This is a genomic window from Brevundimonas sp. (genome assembly GCF_031412435.1).
In the GTDB taxonomy this organism is placed as follows: Bacteria; Pseudomonadota; Alphaproteobacteria; order Caulobacterales; family Caulobacteraceae; genus Brevundimonas.
This window is the reverse complement of record NZ_JANODA010000018.1, coordinates 13,009-35,566: the sequence shown is the minus strand read 5'-3', so window position 1 is coordinate 35,566 and position 22,558 is coordinate 13,009. Positions and strand designations below refer to the sequence as shown.

At 67.5% G+C, this 22,558-nt stretch carries 20 protein-coding genes and 1 tRNA gene; 16 read left to right on the top strand and 5 right to left on the bottom strand.

The annotated features are described in order from the left end of the window. The first annotated feature begins 77 nt into the window (after window positions 1-77). Window positions 78-1,367: a dicarboxylate/amino acid:cation symporter gene (locus RMO01_RS03400; protein ID WP_309627641.1), complete on the top strand. Its 1,290-nt coding sequence runs from the start codon at window positions 78-80 to the stop codon at window positions 1,365-1,367. A 74-nt stretch (window positions 1,368-1,441) separates the two neighbouring features. Then, window positions 1,442-1,516: transfer RNA gene (locus RMO01_RS03395), tRNA-Val, on the top strand. Window positions 1,517-1,524: 8 nt separating this feature from the next. Here the strand turns inward: RMO01_RS03395 and RMO01_RS03390 are convergent. Then, window positions 1,525-3,162, bottom strand: coding sequence for a M28 family peptidase (locus RMO01_RS03390; RefSeq protein ID WP_309627640.1), 1,638 nt, complete (start codon window positions 3,160-3,162; stop codon window positions 1,525-1,527). A 133-nt stretch (window positions 3,163-3,295) separates the two neighbouring features. On the opposite strand from RMO01_RS03390, the gene RMO01_RS03385 reads away from it, so the two are divergent. Together RMO01_RS03385 and RMO01_RS03380 are read left to right on the top strand one after the other, a co-directional pair. Then, the gene (locus tag RMO01_RS03385; RefSeq protein ID WP_309627639.1) at window positions 3,296-3,757 is read left to right on the top strand and encodes a DUF4126 domain-containing protein; all 462 of its coding nucleotides are present in this window, start codon (window positions 3,296-3,298) and stop codon (window positions 3,755-3,757) included. Then, entirely contained in the window at window positions 3,757-5,130 is a 1,374-nt protein-coding gene (locus tag RMO01_RS03380) for an FAD-containing oxidoreductase (RefSeq protein ID WP_309627638.1), read from the top strand. Before RMO01_RS03385 ends, RMO01_RS03380 begins: the two co-directional genes overlap by 1 nt. Before the next feature lie 88 nt (window positions 5,131-5,218). Here RMO01_RS03380 and RMO01_RS03375 read toward each other — a convergent pair whose 3' ends face one another. Genes RMO01_RS03375 through RMO01_RS03365 form a run of 3 tightly spaced genes read right to left on the bottom strand, consistent with a single transcriptional unit; the run spans window position 5,219 to window position 9,623 of the window. Next, the gene (locus RMO01_RS03375; RefSeq protein WP_309627637.1) at window positions 5,219-6,763 is read right to left on the bottom strand and encodes a class I SAM-dependent methyltransferase; all 1,545 of its coding nucleotides are present in this window, start codon (window positions 6,761-6,763) and stop codon (window positions 5,219-5,221) included. A 46-nt stretch (window positions 6,764-6,809) separates the two neighbouring features. Further along, complete coding sequence (locus RMO01_RS03370) at window positions 6,810-7,190, bottom strand: hypothetical protein (RefSeq protein ID WP_309627636.1); 381 nt, start codon at window positions 7,188-7,190, stop codon at window positions 6,810-6,812. A gap of 30 nt (window positions 7,191-7,220) precedes the next feature. Further along, the gene (locus RMO01_RS03365) at window positions 7,221-9,623 is read right to left on the bottom strand and encodes a pre-peptidase C-terminal domain-containing protein (protein ID WP_309627635.1); all 2,403 of its coding nucleotides are present in this window, start codon (window positions 9,621-9,623) and stop codon (window positions 7,221-7,223) included. A 219-nt stretch (window positions 9,624-9,842) separates the two neighbouring features. On the opposite strand from RMO01_RS03365, the gene RMO01_RS03360 reads away from it, so the two are divergent. The 3 genes from RMO01_RS03360 (at window position 9,843) to RMO01_RS03350 (ending at window position 13,901) form a co-directional block, all read left to right on the top strand. Continuing rightward, on the top strand, window positions 9,843-11,978 hold the full coding sequence (locus RMO01_RS03360; RefSeq protein ID WP_309627634.1) for a DEAD/DEAH box helicase: 2,136 nt from the start codon (window positions 9,843-9,845) through the stop codon (window positions 11,976-11,978). A 53-nt stretch (window positions 11,979-12,031) separates the two neighbouring features. Next, the gene (locus tag RMO01_RS03355) at window positions 12,032-12,733 is read left to right on the top strand and encodes a class I SAM-dependent methyltransferase (RefSeq protein WP_309627633.1); all 702 of its coding nucleotides are present in this window, start codon (window positions 12,032-12,034) and stop codon (window positions 12,731-12,733) included. Window positions 12,734-12,812: 79 nt separating this feature from the next. Next, window positions 12,813-13,901: a sn-glycerol-3-phosphate ABC transporter ATP-binding protein UgpC gene (locus RMO01_RS03350; RefSeq protein WP_309627632.1), complete on the top strand. Its 1,089-nt coding sequence runs from the start codon at window positions 12,813-12,815 to the stop codon at window positions 13,899-13,901. An 8-nt stretch (window positions 13,902-13,909) separates the two neighbouring features. On the opposite strand, the gene cysS is transcribed toward RMO01_RS03350, so the two are convergent. Next, window positions 13,910-15,319, bottom strand: a complete 1,410-nt coding sequence (gene cysS, locus RMO01_RS03345; protein WP_309627631.1) for a cysteine--tRNA ligase — start codon at window positions 15,317-15,319, stop codon at window positions 13,910-13,912. A gap of 155 nt (window positions 15,320-15,474) precedes the next feature. On the opposite strand from cysS, the gene folE reads away from it, so the two are divergent. The 9 genes from folE (at window position 15,475) to RMO01_RS03300 (ending at window position 22,544) form a co-directional block, all read left to right on the top strand. Continuing rightward, a complete protein-coding gene (folE, locus tag RMO01_RS03340; protein ID WP_309627630.1) occupies window positions 15,475-16,089 on the top strand; it encodes a GTP cyclohydrolase I FolE in 615 nt (204 codons plus the stop codon). 184 nt (window positions 16,090-16,273) lie between these two features. Then, complete coding sequence (locus RMO01_RS03335) at window positions 16,274-16,714, top strand: biopolymer transporter ExbD (RefSeq protein WP_309627629.1); 441 nt, start codon at window positions 16,274-16,276, stop codon at window positions 16,712-16,714. A gap of 88 nt (window positions 16,715-16,802) precedes the next feature. Then, entirely contained in the window at window positions 16,803-17,144 is a 342-nt protein-coding gene (locus RMO01_RS03330) for an MmcQ/YjbR family DNA-binding protein (protein ID WP_309627628.1), read from the top strand. Window positions 17,145-17,196: 52 nt separating this feature from the next. Continuing rightward, window positions 17,197-18,063, top strand: coding sequence for a serine aminopeptidase domain-containing protein (locus RMO01_RS03325; RefSeq protein WP_309627627.1), 867 nt, complete (start codon window positions 17,197-17,199; stop codon window positions 18,061-18,063). Window positions 18,064-18,125: 62 nt separating this feature from the next. Beyond that, window positions 18,126-18,971 (top strand): aldo/keto reductase, encoded by an 846-nt coding sequence (locus RMO01_RS03320; RefSeq protein ID WP_309627626.1) that lies wholly within the window; start codon window positions 18,126-18,128, stop codon window positions 18,969-18,971. Between the two features lie 38 nt (window positions 18,972-19,009). Next, window positions 19,010-19,258: a helix-turn-helix domain-containing protein gene (locus tag RMO01_RS03315; protein ID WP_309627625.1), complete on the top strand. Its 249-nt coding sequence runs from the start codon at window positions 19,010-19,012 to the stop codon at window positions 19,256-19,258. An 11-nt stretch (window positions 19,259-19,269) separates the two neighbouring features. Then, entirely contained in the window at window positions 19,270-19,923 is a 654-nt protein-coding gene (locus RMO01_RS03310) for a Pr6Pr family membrane protein (protein ID WP_309627624.1), read from the top strand. Window positions 19,924-20,277: 354 nt separating this feature from the next. Next, window positions 20,278-20,967 (top strand): helix-turn-helix domain-containing protein, encoded by a 690-nt coding sequence (locus tag RMO01_RS03305; protein ID WP_309627623.1) that lies wholly within the window; start codon window positions 20,278-20,280, stop codon window positions 20,965-20,967. A 50-nt stretch (window positions 20,968-21,017) separates the two neighbouring features. Then, window positions 21,018-22,544 (top strand): UbiD family decarboxylase, encoded by a 1,527-nt coding sequence (locus RMO01_RS03300; protein WP_309627622.1) that lies wholly within the window; start codon window positions 21,018-21,020, stop codon window positions 22,542-22,544. Window positions 22,545-22,558: the final 14 nt, after the last annotated feature.

Genomic DNA, 22,558 nt, shown 5'->3' with positions numbered 1-22,558 from the left:
TTCCTGCGCAGCCCAGACCGTTGCGATCCGGGCGGGCGGCAAACATGTTGCGGGACTCCTCCCCGAAAGCCGCCTGCATGTTCGCCAGATTCTTCGCCATCCCGCTGTGGCAACGCACCGCTGCGGGGTTCGCCCTGGGCATTGTCGCCGGTCTGATCCTCAGGGAACAGGCGACCGTCTGGCTCCAGCCGATCGGCGACGTCTATCTGAACCTGATCCGCATGGTGGTGGCGCCGCTGGTGCTGTTCACCATCGCCTCGTCGATCGCCAGGCTGGGCGAAGGCGCGGGGGCGATCCGGCTGGGGGCGCGGACCATCCTGTGGTTCGCGATCACGTCCCTGCTGGCCGTGCTGGTCGGGTTCGCCTTCGGGCATCTGATCAACCCGGGCGTGGGCCTCGCCAACCTGCCGTTGGGCGAGGTGCGCGAGCGGGAGATTCCGACTCCGCTGGAGGTGCTGATCGGCATCGTCCCGACCAATCCGTTCGCGGCCCTGGCCGAGGGCAAGGTGTTGCAGATCATCTTCTTCTCGGCGCTCGTCGGGGCGGCGCTGGTGGCGCTGGGCGACCGGGCCCAGACGGCGCGGCGGTTCGTCGACGAGGGCGCGGCCATCGTCTTCCGCATCACCCGCTGGGTGATCCAATTGACCCCCTTCGGCGTGTTCGGCCTGATCGGCTCGGTCGTCGGCGGCTACGGATGGGAGGCGCTGCTGCCGCTCGGCAAGTTCATCCTCGCCATCTATGCGGCCTGCCTGTTCCACATCCTGATCGTCTATTCGGGCCTGCTGAAGCTGCACGGACTGAAGGCGACCAGCTTCTTCCGGGGCGCGTTCGCAGCCCAGCAGACGGCCTTCGCCACCTCGTCGTCGCTGGGCACATTGCCGATCACCCTGCGCCAGACGGTCGAGCGGCTGGGCGTGCCCCAGGCCTATGCCGCCTTCGCCGTCCCTCTGGGCGCCAACGTCAAGATGGATGGCTGCGGCGCCATCTATCCGGCCATCGCGGCCATCTTCATCGCCCAGTATTTCCAGATCGAGCTGAGCCTCACCCAGTACGTCCTGATCGGCCTGACGGCGGTTCTGGGGTCGCTCGGCACGGCGGGCGTACCCGGCACCTCGATCGTCATGCTGACCCTGACCCTGTCGACGGCGGGCCTGCCGCTGGAGGGGATCGGCTATATCGTCGCCATCGACCGGATCATCGACATGATGCGCACGGCGACCAACGTCACGGGCCAGATGTTGGTCCCCGTGCTGGTGGCGAGGGAAGAGGGCATCCTCAACGAGGGCATCTATGACGGCCATGTCGCCTGGCTGCCGGGCGACCCGGATGCGGAGACACCCGAAGGCGTGCGGGCGGCGGGCATCTGAGGCTTGCACGGTCCGGGTGACCGGGCTATGTCCGCGCCTCCCCGCTTTGGCGCCTTGCCTGCGGGGCCCGAGATGGATGCTTAGCTCAGCGGGAGAGCACCTCGTTCACACCGAGGGGGTCGCAGGTTCAATCCCTGCAGCATCCACCATTTCTCTCTCATTCCTGCCGTGCCGCCGCACTCGCCTGACGCACGGCCTCGAACTCGTTGCCGGGGGTCCAGGCCGGCCAGTCGCGGCCGTTCGCAAGATCGCGGCCCACGCGATAGAGGAGTTGCAGATCCTGGGCCGCGCCCTCCATCGACCAGTCGGAAGACCATTCGTCGGTGGGCTGGTGATAGCGGTCGCGGACGTAGGTGCGGCTGGCGTCGGACGCGCCGGTGAAGCCGGCGGCGGCGAACAGGGCCGGCACGCCCATCTTGGCCAGGGGGAAGTGGTCCGAGCGATAGAAGGCCCCGACCTGGGGCGCGGGATCGGGGATCAGGGACCGCCCTTCCTCCGACGCCAGATCGGCAAGCCGGTTCTGGGCGTCGGTCTTGCCGAAACCGATGACCACGATCTCGGACGACGCGGGGCCGGGCAGCAGACTGTCGAGGTTGATGTTGACCACCGTGGTCGCCAGCGGAACCAGCGGATGCGCCGCGTAGTGGTAGGCGCCCAGCAAGCCCGCCTCCTCCGCCGCCCAGGACACGAACAGGACCGAGCGGTCGGTGCGCGGCGCCTCGGCATGGAGGCGGGCCAGCTCCAGAATGGCCGCCACGCCCGTCGCGTTGTCCACGGCGCCGTTATAGATGTCGTCGCCCGCCGCATTGGCCACGGCGCGGCCGTAGGCGTCCCAGTGGGCGCCGTACAGGACGGTCTCGTCCGGATGACGCCGTCCCGGCAGGCGGGCGGCGACGTTGCGGGTGGTCAGGCGGCTGAAGGTCTGGCCGAAGTCGAGCGACAGGGTCACTCCGTCCAGCGCCACAGGGCGGAAGTCCGACGACTGGGCCGCCGTCTTCAGCGTGGCGTAGTCGAGGCCCGCCGCCGCCATGAGCCGCGCCGCCTGTTCCTGCTGGATCCAGCCCTGGGCCTGGACCCGCTCGCGCTCGGGATCGGCGCGGACGATGTCGAGGCCGGGGGCGGTGGAGGAGTTCTGCAGGGTGTTCCACGGATAACCGGCGCCGGCCGTCTCATGGATCACGAAGACCGCCGCCGCCCCGCGCCGGGCCGCCTCCTCGAACTTGTAGACCCAGCGGCCGTACCAGGTCATGCCCTGGCCGTCGAAACGGTTCGCCGTCGGGCTGTCGGCGGCGACCTCGAAATCCGGATCGTTGACCAGCATCAGCACGACCTTGCCGCGCACATCGACACCTTTGAAGTCGTCCCAGTCGCGCTCGGGCGCCGAGACGCCGTAGCCGACGAAGATCACCGGGGCGTCGGTGATGGTGATGTGGTCCCGGGGCCGGTGGCTGTTGGCGATGATGTCGGCGCCGCGCTGGAGCGTGATCGTCTCGCCGCCCGCCCGGGCCGTGATCACCGCCGGTCCGTCCTGGACGAAGCGGTTGATGGGGACGGTCTGGAAATACGTTCCGTCGTCGCCGGCGGGTTCGAGGCCGAGTGCCCGGAACTGTTCGGCGATCCAGGTCACGGACCGCTCCTCGCCCGGCGTGGTCGGGGCGCGGCCTTCGAAATCGTCGCCGGCCAGGACGGCGACGGCGGCGTTCAGGCGGTCCGGGTCGATACGGCCCTCCTGGGCGACGGCTCCGGAAGCCGAGACGAGGCAGGCGGCGAGGACGGCTAGGCTGACACGGGACACGGGCGACACTCATTCACGGACGGCGGGGAGATCGACCCTGACCCAGAGGGTCGGTGCTGTCGAGCGAAGGACTCGCGTCCATCGGCGGATCGAGTCACTGTCTGGTCGTTCAAGCCTGAGACGGGGACCGGCCATGACGCTCTACCTCCTTGCCCTGGCCATCGGCGTCATCGCCGGTCTGCGCGCCATGACGGCGCCCGCCGCCATCGCCTGGGCCGCCTGGCTGGGGATCCTGCCGCTGGCGGGGACGCCGCTGGGCTTTCTCGCCCATATCGCAGCGCCGATCATCCTGACTATCGCAGCGATCGCGGAGCTGATCGCCGACCAGTTGCCGAAGACGCCGAGCCGCAAGGTCCCCGTGCAGTTCATCACCCGCATCCTTATGGGCGGTCTGGGCGGCGCAGCCATTGGCCTCGTTTGGGGCTCGTGGATCGGCGGACTGGTCGCGGGCGTCGTCGGCGCGGTGATCGGAACCTATGGCGGGGCCGAGGGACGGGCGCGACTGGCGAAGACCTTCGGCCGCGATCTGCCCGCCGCCCTGATTGAGGATGCGGTCGCTGTCGGCGGCGCGCTCCTGATCGTCGCGATGATCTGATGCAGGCTTACGACGCCATCATCGTCGGCGCGGGTCAGGCCGGACCGCCTCTGGCCGGGCGGCTGACGGAGGCGGGCTGGACGGTCTGTCTGGTCGAGCGGAAACGGTTCGGCGGCACCTGCGTCAACACCGGCTGCATGCCGACCAAGACCTTGGTCGCCAGCGCCTACGCCGCCCACCTCGCGCGTCGTTCGGAGGATTTCGGGGTCGTGACCGGCCCGGTCTCGGTCGACTTCGGCAGGGTCATGGCGCGCAAGGACAAGGTCGTCGACACGGCCAGCGGCAATGTCCGCACATGGCTGGTCGGGATGAAGGGCTGTACGGTGCTGGAGGGCCACGCGCGGTTCCTGTCGTCGACGGAGATGCAGGTCGGCGAGAGGCGGATCACGGCGCAGAAGATCTTCCTCAACGTCGGCGGGCGGGCGGTCATTCCGGACATGCCCGGCATCCACGACGTGCCGGTCCTGACCAATACGACGATCCTGGAGCTGACCGACCTGCCCGAGCATCTGGTGGTCGTCGGTGGCAGCTATATCGGGCTGGAGTTCGCCCAGATGTTCCGCCGCTTCGGCAGCGAGGTGACCGTCGTCGAGAAAGGCGAACGGATCATCCAGCGCGAGGATCCGGAAATCTCCGACGCCATCCAGAAGGCGCTGGAGGCGGAAGGCGTGCGATTCCGGCTGAAGGCCAAGTGTATCACCTTCGCCAAGCGCGGCGACCGGATCGGCGTGGGCGTCGACTGCACCGAGGGCGAGCCGGAAGTGTCCGGGACGCACGCCTTGCTGGCCGTAGGACGGCGGCCGAACACCGACGATCTGGAGCTCGACAAGGCCGGGATCCCGGTCGATGCGCGGGGCTCGATCACGGTCGACGACAGGCTTCAGACCGATGTCCCGGGCATCTGGGCGCTGGGCGACTGCAACGGGCGCGGGGCCTTCACGCACACGGCCTATAACGATTTCGAGATCCTGGCCGACAACCTGCTGGCCGGGGCGGACCGGAAGATCACCGACCGGATCGACTGCTACGCCCTCTATGTCGATCCCCCGCTGGGGCGGGTCGGGATGACGGAGGCGCAGGCGGTGGCGGCCGGGCATCGGATCGAGGTCGGGACACGACCCATGACCCGCGTGGGCCGCGCCATCGAGAAGGGCGAAACGCTGGGTTTGACGAAGATCGTCGTCGATGCGGATACCCAGGCCATCCTCGGCGCGGCCGTCCTGGGTCCGGGCGGGGACGAGGCGATCCATGCCGTCGTCGACGCCATGGCGTCCGGGGCCTCGGCTTCCACCCTGCAGCACACGGTGCATATTCACCCGACCGTCTCGGAGCTGATCCCCACCCTCGTCGGCGAGAGGATGCCGAGGTCATGACCGAAGACCGCAGGCGCCTGTCGACCTCATCCGACCCCGCTTCAGTCGATGGACGCCTATGCGCCGCCGACGGCATTGTGGGACTGATCTAGACGATCGCCAGCGCCCGGTAGAGAGGTACGGTCTGGTCGAGGAAGCGGCGGGCCATGTCGCCGAGCGCGGACAGATTGTCGTCGCGGGTGATCATGTCCTTGCCGTTTCGGGCTGCACGCTCGTGGGTCGCCTGGAACACCTCCCAGACCGACAGGGCGATCGCGTCGGGGGTGCGGGCGCCGGCCAGCCAGGCGCGAAGGAACAGCTGGGCCGAGCGCGGCGTCAGGATGCCCCCGCCGGTCACGGGCGAGGCCATATGCTTCAGGTGCGGCCCGGTCACGGCGCGGTCGAGCACGAGGCGGTTGAAGGCCCCGCACCGGGCGCGGATGTGGGGGCTGAAGGTCCTGGCCGGTCTGAGGACGCCCATGCCGACGAGAGTGATCAGGGCGGCGATCACATCGCTGCGCCGGAGGGCGGAGACGCCGGGCGCGGTCATCAGGTCGGTCGCGGTCTTGGGGTGGAAGTCGCCGGACGCCAAGGCGACCGCCAGAGGCCCGTAGGTCGCCTCGGAGAGGATCATCTCGCCCTGGACGCCGGTCAGCTGGAAGTCGATCTCATCGAGGCCGCAAACGAGGACGAAAGCCCGGGCGTCGAGGCGGGCCGCCTGTTCGGAGGATGACAGCATCCGCGCGCCCTTCGCGAAGACGTCGGGCCGGAACTGCTGGTTGACGAGGAAGTCGCGAACAGACTCGCGCAGGACAGGATTCTTATGGCGGTCCATCAGGGCGACACCGGCCGGCGGGAGGTGGATGGCGTTCACGCGGTCCAGCAACCGGGCCGAAGTGACGAAGCCCAGATCGGCTGCGGACAGGGCTTCCGCGACGTCCGAGAAATAAGGCACGTGCCAGTCGGCGTTCAGATATTCGTGGCCGAGATACTGAGCCCCGACCTTGCGCAGGGAGGCCGCGTGGCTGGCGGCGGGGCGGTTCTCTGCGAAGAAGCGGCCGTCGGCGGCGGCGACATCCTCCATGAACTCCAGCGCCGCCTCGATCCGGGCCTCGGCGTCCTGTCCCGGTCGCGCGTCATGGCCGAGTTTCAGCAGGTGGCGAACCGGCGAACGCGAGGCCCAGCCGGGCTGGCAGTTGTAGCTAAGATAGACCACGCCGCCCGGTTTCAGCCGGTGCCGGATCAGATCGACGATGGTCCGCCGGCTGGCGTCCGAGACCCAGCTCCACACCCCGTGCAGGGTGATGGCGTCGAACAGGGGCAGGTCGTCTCGCGCTGCGAACGTCTCGAAGCCCTGGGCGTCGAGGTGGAGCGCGCTGTCGAACGAGGCCGCCAGCGAGGTGGCGTTCTCGACATGGGCCGGGTTGATGTCGACTCCCCAAAAGTCGCCGTCGTTGGCGGCCGCATGGACCGCCACCGACACCCCCTGCCCCATGCCGAGTTCGAGATAGGTCGGCGCCTCGGGCACGGCGACATCGACGCCCGCGATCAGGCCGCAGAACCGCAGGTGGGCCGGGCCGAGCTCGTGGTAGTAGCCGGCCGTGTATTCCAGCTCGGCGTAGTGGCGGGGCTGTTGTGCCGTGGGCGCGCTCATCCCGACCTCATGCACCAATCGGGCCCCGGGAGGCGAGGCCCCTTCGTCAGGAGGCGGCGGGCTTGTTGGCCAGGCACCAGGCCGAGGTGACGTCCATCTTCGAGGGCGAAGCGTCGTCCTCAACCGCGAGCGAGCTGGCGTAGTACTGGTTCACTTCGTCCGGGGTCATGGATTGCAGCGCGAGGCCTTCCCAGTCGTTCATCGCCGCGCGGACGGCGGTGACGTCGCCGGGAGGCGTCTGCGCCTCCAGCGCCGTCTGCTTCAGCGCCAGATAGGCCATGCAGGCGACCGCCTGATCGACGCCGGTTGCGCCGCTGACCACCTCGGCGACGGGCGTGGCCGGGTCGGCGGGGGCTTCGGCCTTCTGCTGGCAGGCGGCGAGCGCAAGGACGGCGGCGGCGAAAGCCGTCGTGCGAAGGATGGTCATAACTCTACTCCTACCGGATACAGGACTGGCTCAGTGCGAGCCGGCGTTCGAACCTCTGGACGCCAGACGCAATACCACGTCATCGACCTGCACCCCGCCCCGGTCGATGACCAGGTTCTGGTAGTTGCGTTGGCCTTCCTGGGTTTCGGCCTCGACGTTCTCGACCTCGGCCACGAACTGGCGACGCAGATAGGTGGCCAGTTCGCCTGCGGTGACCATACCATCGCCGTCGACGTCGCCCGCCCCGGCCAGGCCTGCCCGCAAGAAGTGGGACAGGTAGCCGCCGGCCTCGAACTTGTCGGCCACGGCGCTGGTTAGATCTTCTTCGGACGAGAACAGGCCCATGACGCCCGGGCGATCCACGACGTTGCGCGCGAAGCCGCCGGAGAAGCAGCTGTCGAGCACCAGCAGGGACAGGCGGGTGTTCAGGCCGTTGAACAGCCGGGCCATCTCCTGGTCGGTGATTTCTCCGTCGCGCAGGACGATGGACTCCGTGCGGCCGTCGGGCTCCTGGGCGCTGGTCTGGGCATCTTCCTGGCTGCCGTGACCGGAGAAGAAGAACAGGAACATGTCGTCCGGCCCGGCCTGGCGCGACACCTGCTCGAAGGCGCGACGCACGCCGCCGACTGTGGCCTCGGCATTGGTCAGGACAACGCTGGAAGGGTTAAGGACTCCGCCGCGCTGGAGGGTTTCGGCCAGCTTCTCCGCGTCTTCGTCCGTATACGGAAGGTCGCTGGCGACATCGCCATACTCCGAGATGCCGACCATGATGGCGAAGACGCGCGGACCGCCCTGGACCGACGCCTGACGCTGAGAACCCTGACTGGGAACGACCGAGAAGCGGTAGGACCCCGTCTCGCCGGCGGCGTAGGACGTGACCATGACCTGATACTCGCCCTCCTCCTGGAGAACGGTGTCCAGGCGGCTGTTGGTGCCATCCTCGCCGTCGTCGTTGTCGAGCTGTTCGCCCGAGGGGGTGGTCAGGATGATATAGGCGTCGAAGGCGGATGAGGTCAGCTCCGCCGCCACCCGCTCGCCGCGTCGACCGGTGAAGGTGAAGGTGTCGACGTATTCGCCGCTATCGAGCTGCTCGTCGCCAGACTGCAGCGCGCCGCCGACGGTGTCGCCGATCGAGATGCTTCCGCCACGCACATCCTGACGCTGACCGCGCTCCTCGACATAGGAGTCCTGCCGCGGCCGGCCCTGGGAGGCGCGACCGTCGGCCGGGAAGACGCCGAGGCGATAGGCTCCGGCCTCACCCGACGCATAGCTGGTGGCTGTGATCTGGTAGTCGCCGTCCTGCGGCAGGGTGACGAACAGCCGGCTGTCCAGGGCGCCGTCGCCGTCGGGATCGTCATCGTTGAACTCCGACAATCCGGGGCCCTGGATGGCGACATAGGGGTCGAACGCTGAGGACGACAGGCGAAGGTCCAGTTGCTGACCGCGACGCCCGCGCAGGGTGTAGGTATTGATGTATTCGCCGCTGTCCAGCTGGCGGTCGCCATCCCCCAGGGCGCCATTGACGGTCTGACCAACCTGGATCGAGCCTTCGGCCTGGCGCGGCGGCCGCTGATAGGCCTGTTGCGGCGGACGGCCGTTGCCGGCGTAGGGCGCGCGACCGCCCTGCTCGGCCAGGATCTGGTAGCGGCCGGTCTCGTTCGAGCCGAAGCTGGTCGCCGCGACGGTCACGACGCCGTCGGTGGCGGCGGTGAAGGTCAGGCGGCTGTTGCGGCCGCCGCGCTGGCCCGGATCATCGTCGTTGTCCTCGCTGAGGCCGCCCGGACCGCGCACCATCAGATAGGCATCGAAGTCGCTGGCATCGAGGCTGACCGTATAGGTCTGGCCGCGCCGGACCTGCAGTTCCCAGTCGTCGACGAACTCTCCGGCGGCCAGCGTTCGGTCGCCCTGGGCGAGGGCGCCCGAGGCCGAACGACCGGGCTGCAACGTGCCGCCGCCGCCGTTCTGCGGTCCGCGTCCGGCGCCTGACGCCTGGGCATAGGCCCCGGCGCCCCCACGACCCGCGCCGGCGCCGCCACTCATCGACAGGCTGTAGCGACCGCTTTCGCCGGGCTCATAGCTGGTGGCTGTGATGCGATAGGTCCCGTCGGCGGGCAGGCGCACATCGAGGCCGGCGTTGGTGCCGTCGTCGCCCGAGTCGTCGTTGTCTTCCTCGAAGTCGCCCGGCCCCCGGATCATGAGATAGGCGTCGAAGTCGTCCGAGCGCATGACCACCGAGAGCGGCTGGCCCGCGCGGCCCTGAACCTCGTAGACGTCGATGAACTCGCCCGAATCCAGTTGACTGTCGCCACGCGACAGGTCGCCCTGGACCGATCCGCCGGGCTGCAGCCGCGCTTGCGCGATCGCAGGCCCCGTCAGCAGCGGCGCGGACGCCAGCGACAATGAAAGCGCCGTTGAAAACAGGATCTTGCGCATACGACTCTTCCCCCGAAACACGGCCGGACATTGCCTACAGTCCAGCCTGTTGTCACGAGTTCGCGGAACGAGGGTCAGATTCCGACACGATCCCGCCGCATCACCCTCATTCGGCCTTGATCCCGGAGCAAAAGCCCGGCCCCGCGAAATCGCGCGACCTCCCCCAACGAACGCCCCGCGCCGCTCGCCAATTCGGGCCCGGCGCCCTACGGAACCGCCATGCCCTTCCCCGCCAGTCATCCCGCGCTCGACCGCGCCCTGTCCGAACGCGGCTATGCCGAACCTACCCCCGTCCAGGCGGCCGTTCTGGAGGCGTCCCAGGCCGAAGACGGAACCGGGCGCGACCTGCTGGTCTCGGCCCAGACCGGATCGGGCAAGACGGTCGCCTTCGGCCTGGCCCTGGCCCCCACGCTGCTGGGCGACGCCGAGAAGTTTACTGACTTTGGCAATCCGCTGGCCCTCGTCATCGCCCCGACCCGCGAGTTGGCCCAGCAGGTCTCGAACGAGCTGCAGTGGCTCTACGCCCAGACGGGGGCGCGAATCGTCTCCTGCGTCGGCGGCATGGACCCGAAGGTCGAGCGCCGGGCGCTGGAGCGCGGCGCTCACATCGTCGTCGGCACCCCAGGCCGTCTGCGCGACCACCTGGAGCGCGGCGCGCTGGACCTGTCCGAAGCCCGCGCCGTCGTGCTCGACGAAGCCGACGAGATGCTGGACATGGGCTTTCAGGAAGACCTGACCTTCATCCTCGACGCCGCCCCGCCCGAGCGCCGGACCCTGCTGTTCTCGGCCACCCTGGCCCGCGACATCGTCCAGCTGGCCAAGACCTATCAGCGCGACGCCGTCCGCATCGACACGGTCGCCGGCAACAAGTCGCACGCCGACATCGAGTACAAGGCCATCCGCGTCGCCCCGAACGAGATCGAACTCGGCGTCGTCAATGTGCTGCGCTATTTCGAGGCCCCAGGCGCCCTTGTGTTCGCCAACACCCGCGAGCGGGTGAAGCACCTGACGTCGTCGCTGCGCGAGCGCGGCTTCTCCGTCGTCGGCCTGTCGGGCGAACTGACCCAGAGCCAGCGCTCCGAGGCCCTGCAGGCCCTGCGCGACGGCCACGCCCGCGTCTGCGTCGCCACCGACGTCGCTGCGCGCGGCCTCGACCTGCCTGACCTCGGGCTGGTCATTCACGCAGAGATCCCGGTCAACAAGGCCGGTCTTCTGCACCGTTCGGGCCGGACCGGCCGCGCGGGCAAGAAGGGCGTCTCCGTCCTGCTGGTCTCCTACACCCGCCGCCGCAAGGTCGAGCTGATGCTGCAATCGGCCTCGATCACCGCCGAATGGTCGGGACCTCCCAGCGCCGAAATGATCCTTGAGAAGGACCGCGAGCGCCTGCTGGCCGATCCCGCCCTGACCGCCCTGGTCGAGGACGAGGAGGCCCTGGAGCTGGGCCGCCTGCTGCTGGAGCGGACCACGCCCGAACAGGTCGCCGCCTCCCTGATTCGCCTGTATCGCCAGAAGCTGCCGGCCCCGGAAGAGGTCTATGACGACGAGCGGATGAAACGCGCCCAGGTCAGCGGCGTGAACGACCGCGGTCAGGCCGACGGCCCGCTGCGCGACTTCGCCCGTGGCGGCGACATGGTGTGGTTCCGCATCAACATCGGCCGCGACAAGAACGCCGACCCGAAATGGCTGCTGCCGACGCTGTGCCGCCTCGGCCATGTCACCAAGGGCGACATCGGCTCGATCAAGATCTTCGACCGCGAGACCAAGTTTGAGATCACCACGGCCGCCGAAGCCAAATTCCGCGCCGCCATCGCGGCCGGGACCGAGGACGGCGTGACCGTCAACGACGCCGTGGCCCCGGGACCGAAGGAACGCCCCGCCAGCCGCTGGGACAAGAAGCCCGCAGGCGACGGCGGGGATCGTCCGGAGCGCAAGCCTTGGGCGAACAAGACCGAAGGCGACCGCGCGCCTCGCGCCGACAAGCCGGCGTGGAAGCCGCGCGAGGACGGCGACAAGCCCGCCTGGAAGCCGCGCGAGGACAAGCCCGCAGGTGAGAAGAAGCCGTGGGTCAAGCGCGAGACGGCTCCGGCCGCCGCCGCCGACGGCGAACGGCCCAAATGGGTCAAGCGCACCTCCGACGCCCCCACGCCCGAAGGCAAGAAGCCCTGGGTCAAGAAGCCCTTCACCGAGAAGAAGCCCTGGGCGCCCGCTTCCGACGCCGCCCCGGCCGCAGCCGGCGAAAAGCCCTGGAAGGGCAAGCCCAAGGGCGGCGACCGGCCCTGGGCCGCCAAGGACGCCCACGGCAAGCCGGCCGGCGAGAAGAAGCCCTTCAAGGGCAAGAAGAAGCCGAACGGCTAGGCTGACCGTAGACGCCCATCGACGGACGGCGGCTTCATTGTTATAGTATAACAATGACCCAGCACGCCGCCTTCAGCACCTCCGGCTTCTTCAATCAAGAGATCGCCGACGCCTATGATCGGCGGAACAGCGGGCTCAAGCCCATCTCCGACAGCCTGCATTTCCTCATGCGGCTGGTGCTCGCCGACCTGCCCGCCGAGGCCCGCGTCCTGTGTGTCGGCGTCGGCACCGGGGCCGAGATCCTGTCCTTGGCCGAGGCCTTTCCGCGCTGGACCTTTGTCGGCGTCGATCCCTCGGCAGAGATGCTGGGCGTCGGCGCGCATCGACTGACGGAGGCCGGGGTGATGGACCGGTGCGACCTGATCGAGGGCTATGTCGAGGACGTGGTCGAGACCGGCTTCGACGTCGTGGTCAGCCTGCTCGTCGCCCACTTCATCCGGCGCGAGGCCCGTCCCGCCTTCTATGCCGCCATCGCCGATCGGCTGAAAGCCGGAGGCCGGTTCGTCAGCGCCGAGATCAGCGGCGACCTCGACGCGCAGGAGTTCCCGGCCATGCTGGCGGACTGGAAACAGGTCCAGACTCTCATGGGCGCGACGCCGGACTCGCTGGCGAAGCTGGAAGACGGCCTGCGCGACGTTCTCGGCGTCTTGCCGGCCGCGGAAACAGAAGCCCTGTGGCGCAAAGCAGGTTTCGCCCTGCCCGTCCCCTTCTTCCAGGCCTTCATGATCCGGGGTTGGCACGCGACAAGGGGATGATCGCGAAACACCTTCTCCCCCTCCTCGTAACCGCTTACAACGCGTGCAAAAGAACACGCGTTCAGGGACAGGAGACAGGATGGCCGACGTCGCACTCAGCGGCATTCGCAAGAGCTTCGGCGCGACCGAGGTTCTGAAGGGTGTCGATCTGACCATCGCCGACGGCGAGTTCGTGGTGTTCGTGGGACCGTCCGGCTGCGGCAAGTCCACCCTGTTGCGGGTCATCGCCGGTCTGGAAGAGGCCGATACGGGCGAGGTCTCGATCGGAGGCCGCGTCGTGAACGCCCTGTCGCCGTCCGACCGGGGCATCGCCATGGTGTTCCAGTCCTACGCCCTCTACCCGCACATGAGCGTGCGCCAGAACATGGCCTTCGGCCTGACCCTGGCGAAGACCGACAAGGCCGAGATCGAGCGCCGCGTCATGGCGGCCGCCGAAACCCTGAACATCGTCGATCTGCTCGATCGCAAGCCCAAGGCCCTGTCGGGCGGCCAGCGGCAACGCGTCGCCATCGGCCGCGCCATCGTGCGCGAGCCCGAGGTCTTCCTGTTCGACGAGCCGCTGTCGAACCTCGACGCCGCGCTGCGCGTGCGCATGCGCTACGAGTTCGCCTCGCTGCACGAACGGCTGAAGACGACCATGGTCTACGTCACCCACGACCAGGTCGAGGCCATGACCCTGGCCGACCGGATCGTGGTCTTGAACGGCGGGGTAGTCGAACAGGTCGGGGCGCCGATGGAGCTCTACGAACACCCCCGGACCCGCTTCGTCGCCGAATTCATCGGCAGCCCGAAGATGAACCTGATCCCGGCCGAGGTCGTCGAGGCCTCCGCGACCGGCGCCGTGGTCCGAACGGCGGCTGCAGAGACAGTGCATGTCGGCGTCGACGCCGCCGCGGCCAGGGCGGGCCAGTCGGTGATGCTGGGCGTCCGCCCCGAGCACCTGACACTCACGGGCCCCGGCGACGCGATCCGGGTGAAGGCGGCCTTCGTCGAGACCCTGGGCAACGCGACCTATGCCTATGTCGCGCAGGACGGCTCGACCGAGACCCTGACCGTGCAACTGGCCGGCGACATACGTCCGACAGTCGGCGAGGCCCTGACCCTGCACATCGACCCGGCCCGGGCGCACCTGTTCGACGCTGACGGAGCCGCGTTCAGGCGGCTCTGAGGGCGCACCTACTCCTTCAGCCGCCAGGTCGCGCCTGTCGGGCCGTCCATCACCACAACGTTCAGCGCCGTCAGCCGGTCGCGGATGCGGTCCGCCTCTGGCCAGTTCTTCTCCGCCCGCGCCGTGACGCGTTGGGCCAGCAGGGTCTCGACCTCGGCCTTCAGGGCGTCGTCGGCGCCGCCCTCGAACCACTGGTCCGGGCTGGACAACAGCACGCCCATGATCTTGCCGCAGGCGATCAGCTCCGCCTTGGCGATGCCCACCGCCTTGTGATCGCCGGCCGTCATCGCCCGCTCGATCTCGCTGGACAGGGCGAACATCGTCGCCATGGCTCCCGGGGTGTTCAGGTCGTCCGAGATGGCTTCCAGGAACTCCGGCGACGGCATGTCGCCCAGCGGCTCGACATCGTCCGCGCGACGCAGGGCGCCATACAGACGGTCCAGATTCTTGCGCGACTGGTCCAGCAGCGACTGGTTCCAGTCCAGCGGCTGGCGATAGTGGGCCGACAGAAGCGCCCAGCGCACCACCTCGCCCGGGATCGCCTGAACCAGATCGTGCAGCAACAGGACGTTGCCGATCGACTTGGACATCTTCTCCGCATCGACGGTCAGGAAGCCGTTGTGCATCCAGTAGCGGCTGTATTCGTCGTGCGAGGCCTCGCCGTGCGCATGGCCGTGAGCGCAGACGCCCTGGGCGATCTCGTTCTCATGGTGCGGGAACACCAGGTCGATGCCGCCGCCGTGGATGTCGATCGGCAGGCCCAGGGTCTTCTCGATCATGGCCGAGCATTCGATATGCCAACCGGGCCGGCCGTCGCCCCACGGCGAGGGCCACGAAGGCTCGTCCGCCTTTGACGGCTTCCACAGGACGAAGTCGTGCGGGTTCTTCTTGTAGGGCGCGACCTCGACGCGGGCGCCCGCGATCATGTCGTCCAGGTTCCGGCCCGACAGCGCGCCGTAGGACGGATAGGAGGAGACGTCGAACAGGACATGGCCCTCGGCGGCGTAGGCGCAGCCCTGGTCCACGATCTCGCCGATCTGCCGGATGATCGCGTCCATATGGTCGGTGACGTGGGGCGCGATGTCCGGCGGCGACACGTTCAGCAGCCCCATGTCGGCGAGATAGGCGGCCTCGTAGCGGGCCGTGACCTCGCCGATCGGCACGCCTTCCCGATGCGCCTTCGCATTGATCTTGTCGTCTACGTCCGTGACGTTGCGGGCGTAGATGACGCTCTCGGCGCCGTACTCGCGGCGGAGCAGCCGGACGAGCACATCGAACACCACCGGCGGGCGCGCATTGCCGATGTGAGCATAGTCATAGACCGTCGGACCGCAGACATAGAGCGTCACCCGTTCCGGGTCCCGGGGGACGAAGGCGCGCTTCTCGCGGCGCAGGGTGTCGTGAATAAAAAGCGTCATTTGGAAGCGGTGCAGTCAGTTTTCTTGCGGGACGGGCGATGCGTCCCATATAGCCGTGCTGGCCCGGCGACCAGCCGTGGCGACGAAAAGGGAGAGCGGCGCGCGTCAATCCGGGACCTTCGTTCCGGCGCTACTAGTCGCTTAGAAAACACTTCATGGACGCCAACGCCTCCAGACCGACGCTCGTCGGCAACGATCATCTGTCCCGTCCGACCCGCGAAGAGGCCCTGGCCGCCGTTCGCACCCTGATCGCATGGTCGGGTGACAATCCGGATCGCGAAGGCCTTCTGGACACGCCCAAACGGGTCGTCGACGCCTACGGCGAATGGTTCGAAGGCTATGCGGCCGATCCAGCCAAGGAACTGAGCCGCACGTTCGAGGACGTGCAGGGCTATGACGACATGGTGCTGCTGCGCGACATCGAGGTCGAAAGTCACTGCGAACACCACATGGCCCCCTTCCTCGGCAAGGCCTATGTCGCCTATCTGCCGACCGAGAAGGTCGTCGGCATCTCCAAGATCGCCCGCGTGGTCGAGATCTTCTCCAAGCGTCTGCAGACGCAGGAGACCCTCACCCAGGAAATCGCCAAGGCGCTGGAGGACAATCTCAACCCGGCCGGCGTCGCCGTCCTGATCGACGCCGAGCACCAGTGCATGACGACCAGGGGCGTGCACCACCGTCATGTCTCAACCATCACGACCCGTTTCACCGGGGCCTTCAAGTCGGACCCGGCGCTGATCGAACGCTTCCTGAAGCTGGCCAAGGGCTGATCGATAAATCCTCCTTCGCCGGTGGCGGAGGAGGAATTCTCCCCGTTCGGGCGAAAACCGCACCCGGGGAACCGACTTCCTTGCGAGACCGCTTTACAAGCCTCGCGGCAAACGCCAAGAAACCGTCCGAACCGTAACGCGTCGCTCGCGCCCCGCTGGCCGAGCCTCCATGGAGAATCAACGCATGGGCTCCAAGCTCGCAGGTCCCGCCGGCCAGGGTGGCAAGACCATCGCCCAGAACGCGGACATCAACGTCACGCCGTTCGTCGACATCATGCTGGTGCTGCTGATCATCTTCATGGTCGCGGCGCCGCTGGCCACCGTCTCCATCCGCCTCGACCTGCCGCCGGCCACCCCACCGACCGGCGAAGAGCCGAAGGAGCCGGTGTACATCACCATCCAGGACACGGGCTCTATCTTCATCGCCGAGCAGCAGACCACGATCGAAACCCTGGCCGTGGACGTCTGCGCCGCCCTGGGCGGCGGTTCGCCGGCCTGCCAGGAAGAGCGCGTCTTTGTCCGCGCCCAGCCGGAAGTCCGCTACAACGCCTTCATGGAAGTCATGAACGACCTGCAGAAGAACGGCTTCTACAAGGTCGGCCTGCTGAACGAAGACATCGAATAGGCTTTCCGCCTTTCGCAACGATCAGGGCCGCGTCTCGCAAGGGACGCGGCCTTTTTCATTTGAATCATCCGGGCCTAGGGTCGGAGCCATGACACCCGCCGACCTTCACGCCCTCGTCCTGACCTTCCCGGCAACGGAAGCCGGGATGTCCTATGGAAAGCCCTCCTTCAAGGCGGACGGGAAATTCTTCACCCGCATCCGTGCCGAGGACGACAGTGTCGTCGTCTATGTCGACAGCCTCGACCATCGGGACATGCTGTTGGACGCGGAACCCGCGACCTTCCACATCACCGACCATTATCGCGGCTATCCGATCGTCCTGGCCCGTCTGGCCTCGGTGGATCCGGCGTGGCTCCGTAAGACCCTGGAAAGGCGCTGGCTGAAGATCGTTCCGAAGAAGGTATCGAAGGGCTACACACCCCTCACTTGACCTGACGCGACGTCACCCTGTCACGTTCGTTTCCAAACAGGACGGACTGGCCTTGGATACCCCGGAATTCATCACCCGTGATCTGACGACCGAGGCTGCGGACGGCTATCGGCTGACGCTACGGCTGATCGCTCCGGTGAAGCCGTCCCACGCAGTGCTCGTCACCTCGGGCACCGGCTTTCCTATGGGGTTCTACGAACGATTCGCCCGCCATCTTGCCGCGAGCGGCGCCGCAGTCCTGCTTCACGACATGCGCGGTATCGGCGCGTCGCGGCCGGACGATCTGGCCGCCATGCAGATGACCTACGAGGACTGGGGCCGGCTCGACATGCCCGCCGCTCTGGAGGCGCTGGTCGCCGCCTTTCCGGACCTTGCTGTCTCCCACGTCGGCCATAGTGTCGGCGGACATTTCGCCGGCTTCATGCCGAACCACGCCAGGATCACACGCCACGCCTTCATCGCCGTCGGCTCAGGTTACTGGGGCGACCATTTCCGCAGCTACAATCCGGCCGAGATCTTCTTCTGGTGGATCTACGGTCCGTGGAGCCTGGCCCGCCACGGCTACGTCAAGGGCGGCGGCCTGTGGCGCGGCGCCGATCTGCCGCGCGGCGTCTTCCTGCCCTGGCGACGCTGGTGCCACGACCCGCGCTATTTCGCGGATCGGCTCGACACGGAACTCAAGCCGAATCATTTCGCCGAAGTCACGGCGCCGATCCGGTCGTGGATTTTCAGCGACGACCCGATCGCCAATCGCAAAACCGCGCCGCGAATGCTGGAAGTCTATCCGAACGCCCCCCACGAACTTGTCGTTCGCGAACCGGCAGACTATGGCGTGCCCCGCATCGGGCACGAGGGAGCGTTCAGGCGCGGACTGGAACCGCTCTGGAACGAGATTTCCGACTCGCTGAGAGGCCGATAGCTGGCGCCGCCGCGTTCCTCCCCCATATCCGGCCTCCCCCGAACCCTGGCCGGAGCCGCCCTATGTCCGAACAACTGTCCCTGACCGTCGACGGCCTGACGATTCCCCAGCTCGGGTTCGGCACCTGGCAGCTGGAGCCGGCCGATGCGCGGCGGATGGTCGCCGAGGCCCTGCGGATCGGCTACCGGCACATCGACACGGCCTGGATCTACAAGAACGAGGCCGCCGTGGGCGACGGCATCCGCGACGCCATCGAGGCGGGGGTGGTCGCCCGCGAAGACATCTGGCTGACGACCAAGATCTGGGTCGCCCATTTCGAGCATGACGCCCTGCTTCGTCAGGCCGGGGAATCGGCGACCAACCTGGGGTTCACCCCCGACCTCCTGTTGCTGCATTGGCCCAAGGCGACCCCGACCTTCGCCGAGACCCTCGGCGCCCTGAACGAGGCCAAGGACCGGGGCCTGACCCGTTCCATCGGTCTGTCGAACTTCCCCTCCGGTCAGTTCCGTGAGGCGCAGCGCCTGTCTCCCGCGCGCCTGATCACCAACCAGGTCGAATATCATCCCTATCTGTCGCTGAAGACACTGCGCGCTACAGCTGCCGACCTCGGCTCCTCGATCACCGCCTGGTCGCCGCTCGCCCAAGGCAAGATCGCCGACGAAGCCGCGATCGGCGAGATCGCCCGCGCCCACGGCAAGTCCAACGGCCAGGTCACCCTGCGCTGGCTGTTGCAGCAGGGCGTCATCGCCATCCCTCGCACAGTGAAGGTCGAACGTGCGGCCGAGAATTTCGACATCCAGGACTTCCAGCTCTCGGACGAGGAGATGGCCCGCATCCACGCCCTGGCCCGTCCTGACGGCCGCCTCGGCGACTGGCTCGACAAGGACTTCACCTGGGACCAGGATTGACCCAGACGCGGCATGAAAGCCGCGCACGGAGGTTTCGCATGGGTTCAGTTCTCGGTTTCCCGAGCATCGATCCGCAGGACGCGGCCATCGGCGCCCGCTTGAAGCGCCGGCGGGAACAGCGCGGGGTCGATGTCGACGACGTCGCCGCCGCACTGAAGATCACCCCGGAAGAAGAACGCCGCGCCGAGGCCGGCCGCGCCCACCTGACCACGCTCCAGATCGCCGCGGCCACCAACCGCCTGCGCCTGCCGGTGTGGGCGCTGGTCTCCGACAGCCCGGTCTACTGATGATCCGGAGGATGCACGGCGCCGCGCGCGGCTGGCGCATCCTGTTCGCCATTGTCGGCTGGCTCGGCCTGATCGCCCAGTACGCCCTGTCGCTCGAAGCGGGCACGAGGTCCGTCTTCGGCTCGACGGTGATCTTCTTCAGCTATTTCACGGTGCTGACCAATGTGCTCGTCGTCCTGGCCCTGACCGCCCCGGCCCTGTTTCCCGACAGCCGTCTCGGCCGCTGGACCGCCAGCGAAGGCGTCCGCGCCGCCGTGGCCATGTATATCGCGGTCGTCGGCTTGATCTATCACACGCTGCTGGATGCGACCTGGAACCCGCAGGGACTGCTGTTCTACGTCAATCAGGTCCTGCACACCGTCATGCCGATCGCCTTCGTGCTGGACTGGCTGCTGTTCGTGCCCAAGGGTCTGCTCCGCTGGATCGATCCGGGGAAGTGGCTGGCCTGGCCTCTGCTCTACGGCGTCTGGACCGTGATCCACGGCCAGCTGATCGACTGGTATCCCTACTGGTTCATCGACATCGACGAGCTCGGCTGGGGTCGAACGGCAATGAACTTTGCGGCCCTGCTCGCCGTCTTCCTGGTGCTCGGTCTGATCGTCGTGGCCCTGGATCGCGGCCTGGCCGCTTTTGGCAAGGGCGACAGCTCTCTTATTCCCTCCTGATAGCGTCGGGCGCCGGCCTTGGGGCCCGTTCGTCGGCGTCCTGCGGTTGAGGCTTGACCCCATACTGGCTTGACGCGCCCGGCGCCTCCGGGACTGCCCGCTGGCCGCTGACGGCCAGGTAGACCAGGCACCAGACGAGCGCCGAAAATCCGATGGCGAGCAGCAATCCGAACAGCCGCGGCCTTCCAAACCATTGGTTGTTCAACTTTGAATCGCTCACTCAAAAGTTCTCGGTTCAGCAACGGTGGCTTTTCCGTGCACTGCCTTTTATTCTGGTGCAATTGATCCTGAATATCCAGATCGCGATTTGAGCAGTCTGGATTGCGAATACCATCGATATGAAAGATTTGTGCGGTGCAGCGCTCGCAGGCTAAACTAAAATCGCGTGAGCAACTGGTGGCGGCGGCACGTGCGTTGTTCGAATCGGTTCCCTATGAATCGACAACCATAAGAAGCATTGCAGAGTCCATGGGTCGAAGCACGGGCCTCGTATTCGCCCACTTCCCTGACAAGGAAAGCCTCTGGCGCGCCGCGATGGGAACACCACCTCCGGTCGACAGCGCGCTCACCCGCGCCGCCCCGCTTTTGCTGGAGACGCTGGAAGCCCTGGTCGAACAGCACGACCGCAAGGCGTCCGATCCGGACCCTCGGTGGCGCAATGCACAACGCGCCATTGATGTCGCGCGTGGGGCGAATCCCGGCGACGCGCCCTCGTCATCGCTGAGCCCCAACGAGTTTCCGGCCAAGCGGCTGAATCGATTCGGCGCTCACGTCGTCGCCGAGGTCGAGGCGCGACGGGACCTGCCCCAGTGGAAGGACCTGATGGAGCCGGTGTTCGAACTCTGCGGGCTGCTCGTGGCCTATGCGGAGCGGAAGAGCACGGAAGCCGAGGTCTACGACGCGGCCGTTTCGGCCTGCGCGACCATCACCCAGGTCGGGGTCCACGGCGCCGCTGACGTTCCCTATCGCCCGACCGCCGCCATGAAGCGCGAACACAAGGGCACGGAGCCCAAAACCCTGTCGCTCGTATCGACCGGCCGGTGATGTTCAACCAGCGGAATCTGCTCTAGGCGTCGCCCAGACCGGAGCGACCGATGGCCTACAAATCCCTGCGCGACTTCATGGCCCAACTGGAGGCCTCGGGCGAACTGGTGCGCGTGTCGGAGCCCGTCTCCACCGTGCTGGAGATGACCGAGATACAGACCCGGCTGCTGAGGAACGGCGGCCCGGCCGTCCTGTTCGAAAAGCCCGTCATGCCCGACGGCTCGATCAGCCCGATCCCGGCCCTCGCCAACCTGTTCGGCACGGTCAAACGCGTCGCCATGGGCGTGACCCTCGATAAAAAGTCGCGCACCACCGCCGCCGAGCTGCGCGAGGTCGGCGAGCTGCTGGCCTTCCTCAAGAACCCCACCCCGCCGCGCGGCCTGTCCGACGCCATGGACATGCTGCCGCTGGCCCAGTCGGTGCTCGCCATGCGGCCGAAGGTGGTCAAGTCCGCACCGGTCCAGGAGGTCGTGCTCAAGGGCGACCAGATCGACCTCGGCAAACTGCCGATCCAGACCTGCTGGCCCGGCGAGCCCGCGCCCCTGATCACCTGGGGCCTCGTGGTCACAAAGGGCCCGTCCGACGATCGCGAGGACGACTTCAACCTCGGCATCTACCGCATGCAGGTGCTGGGCAAGGACCGCGCCATCATGCGCTGGCTGGCCCACCGCGGCGGGGCCCAGCACTATGCCCGCCACAAAAAGAAGAAGACCGGGCCCCTGCCCTGCGCCGTCGTCCTGGGGGCCGACCCCGGCACCATCCTCGCCGCCGTCACGCCCGTCCCCGACACCCTCAGCGAATACCAATTCGCCGGCCTGATGCGCGGAGCGAAGGCCGAGCTGGTCGCCTGCAAGACCGTGCCCCTGATGGTCCCGGCCCAGGCCGAGATCGTCCTCGAAGGCCACGTCCTGCTGGACGAGCACGCGCCCGAGGGCCCCTACGGCGACCACACCGGCTATTACAACTCGGTCGAGACCTTCCCGGTGTTTCAGGTCAGCGCCATCACCATGCGCCGTGACCCCGTCTATCTGACCACCTTCACCGGCCGCCCGCCGGACGAACCGTCGGTGCTGGGCGAGGCGCTGAACGAGGTCTTCATTCCGCTGTTGCGGGCCCAGTTCCCGGAGATCACCGACTTCTGGCTGCCGCCGGAGGGGTGCAGCTACCGCATCGCCGTGGTGTCGATGAAGAAGGCCTATCCCGGCCACGCCAAGCGGGTGATGCTGGGCGTGTGGAGCTATCTGCGCCAGTTCATGTACACCAAATGGGTCATCGTCGTGGATGACGACATCGACGCCCGCGACTGGAAACAGGTCATGTGGGCCATGGCCACCAAGATGGACCCGGCCCGTGACATCACCCTGATCGAGAACACCCCGATCGACTATCTGGACTTCGCCTCGCCGGAGAGCGGCCTGGGCTCCAAGATCGGCCTCGACGCCACCGACAAATGGCCGCCCGAGACGAAGCGCGAATGGGGCGAGGAAATCCGCATGGACGCCGGGGTCGTCGAGCGGGTGTCAGCGATGTGGGACACGCTCGGATTGCCGGGTGACGGAACGCCGATCTGGAAATAGGTTGGCCGCTCACC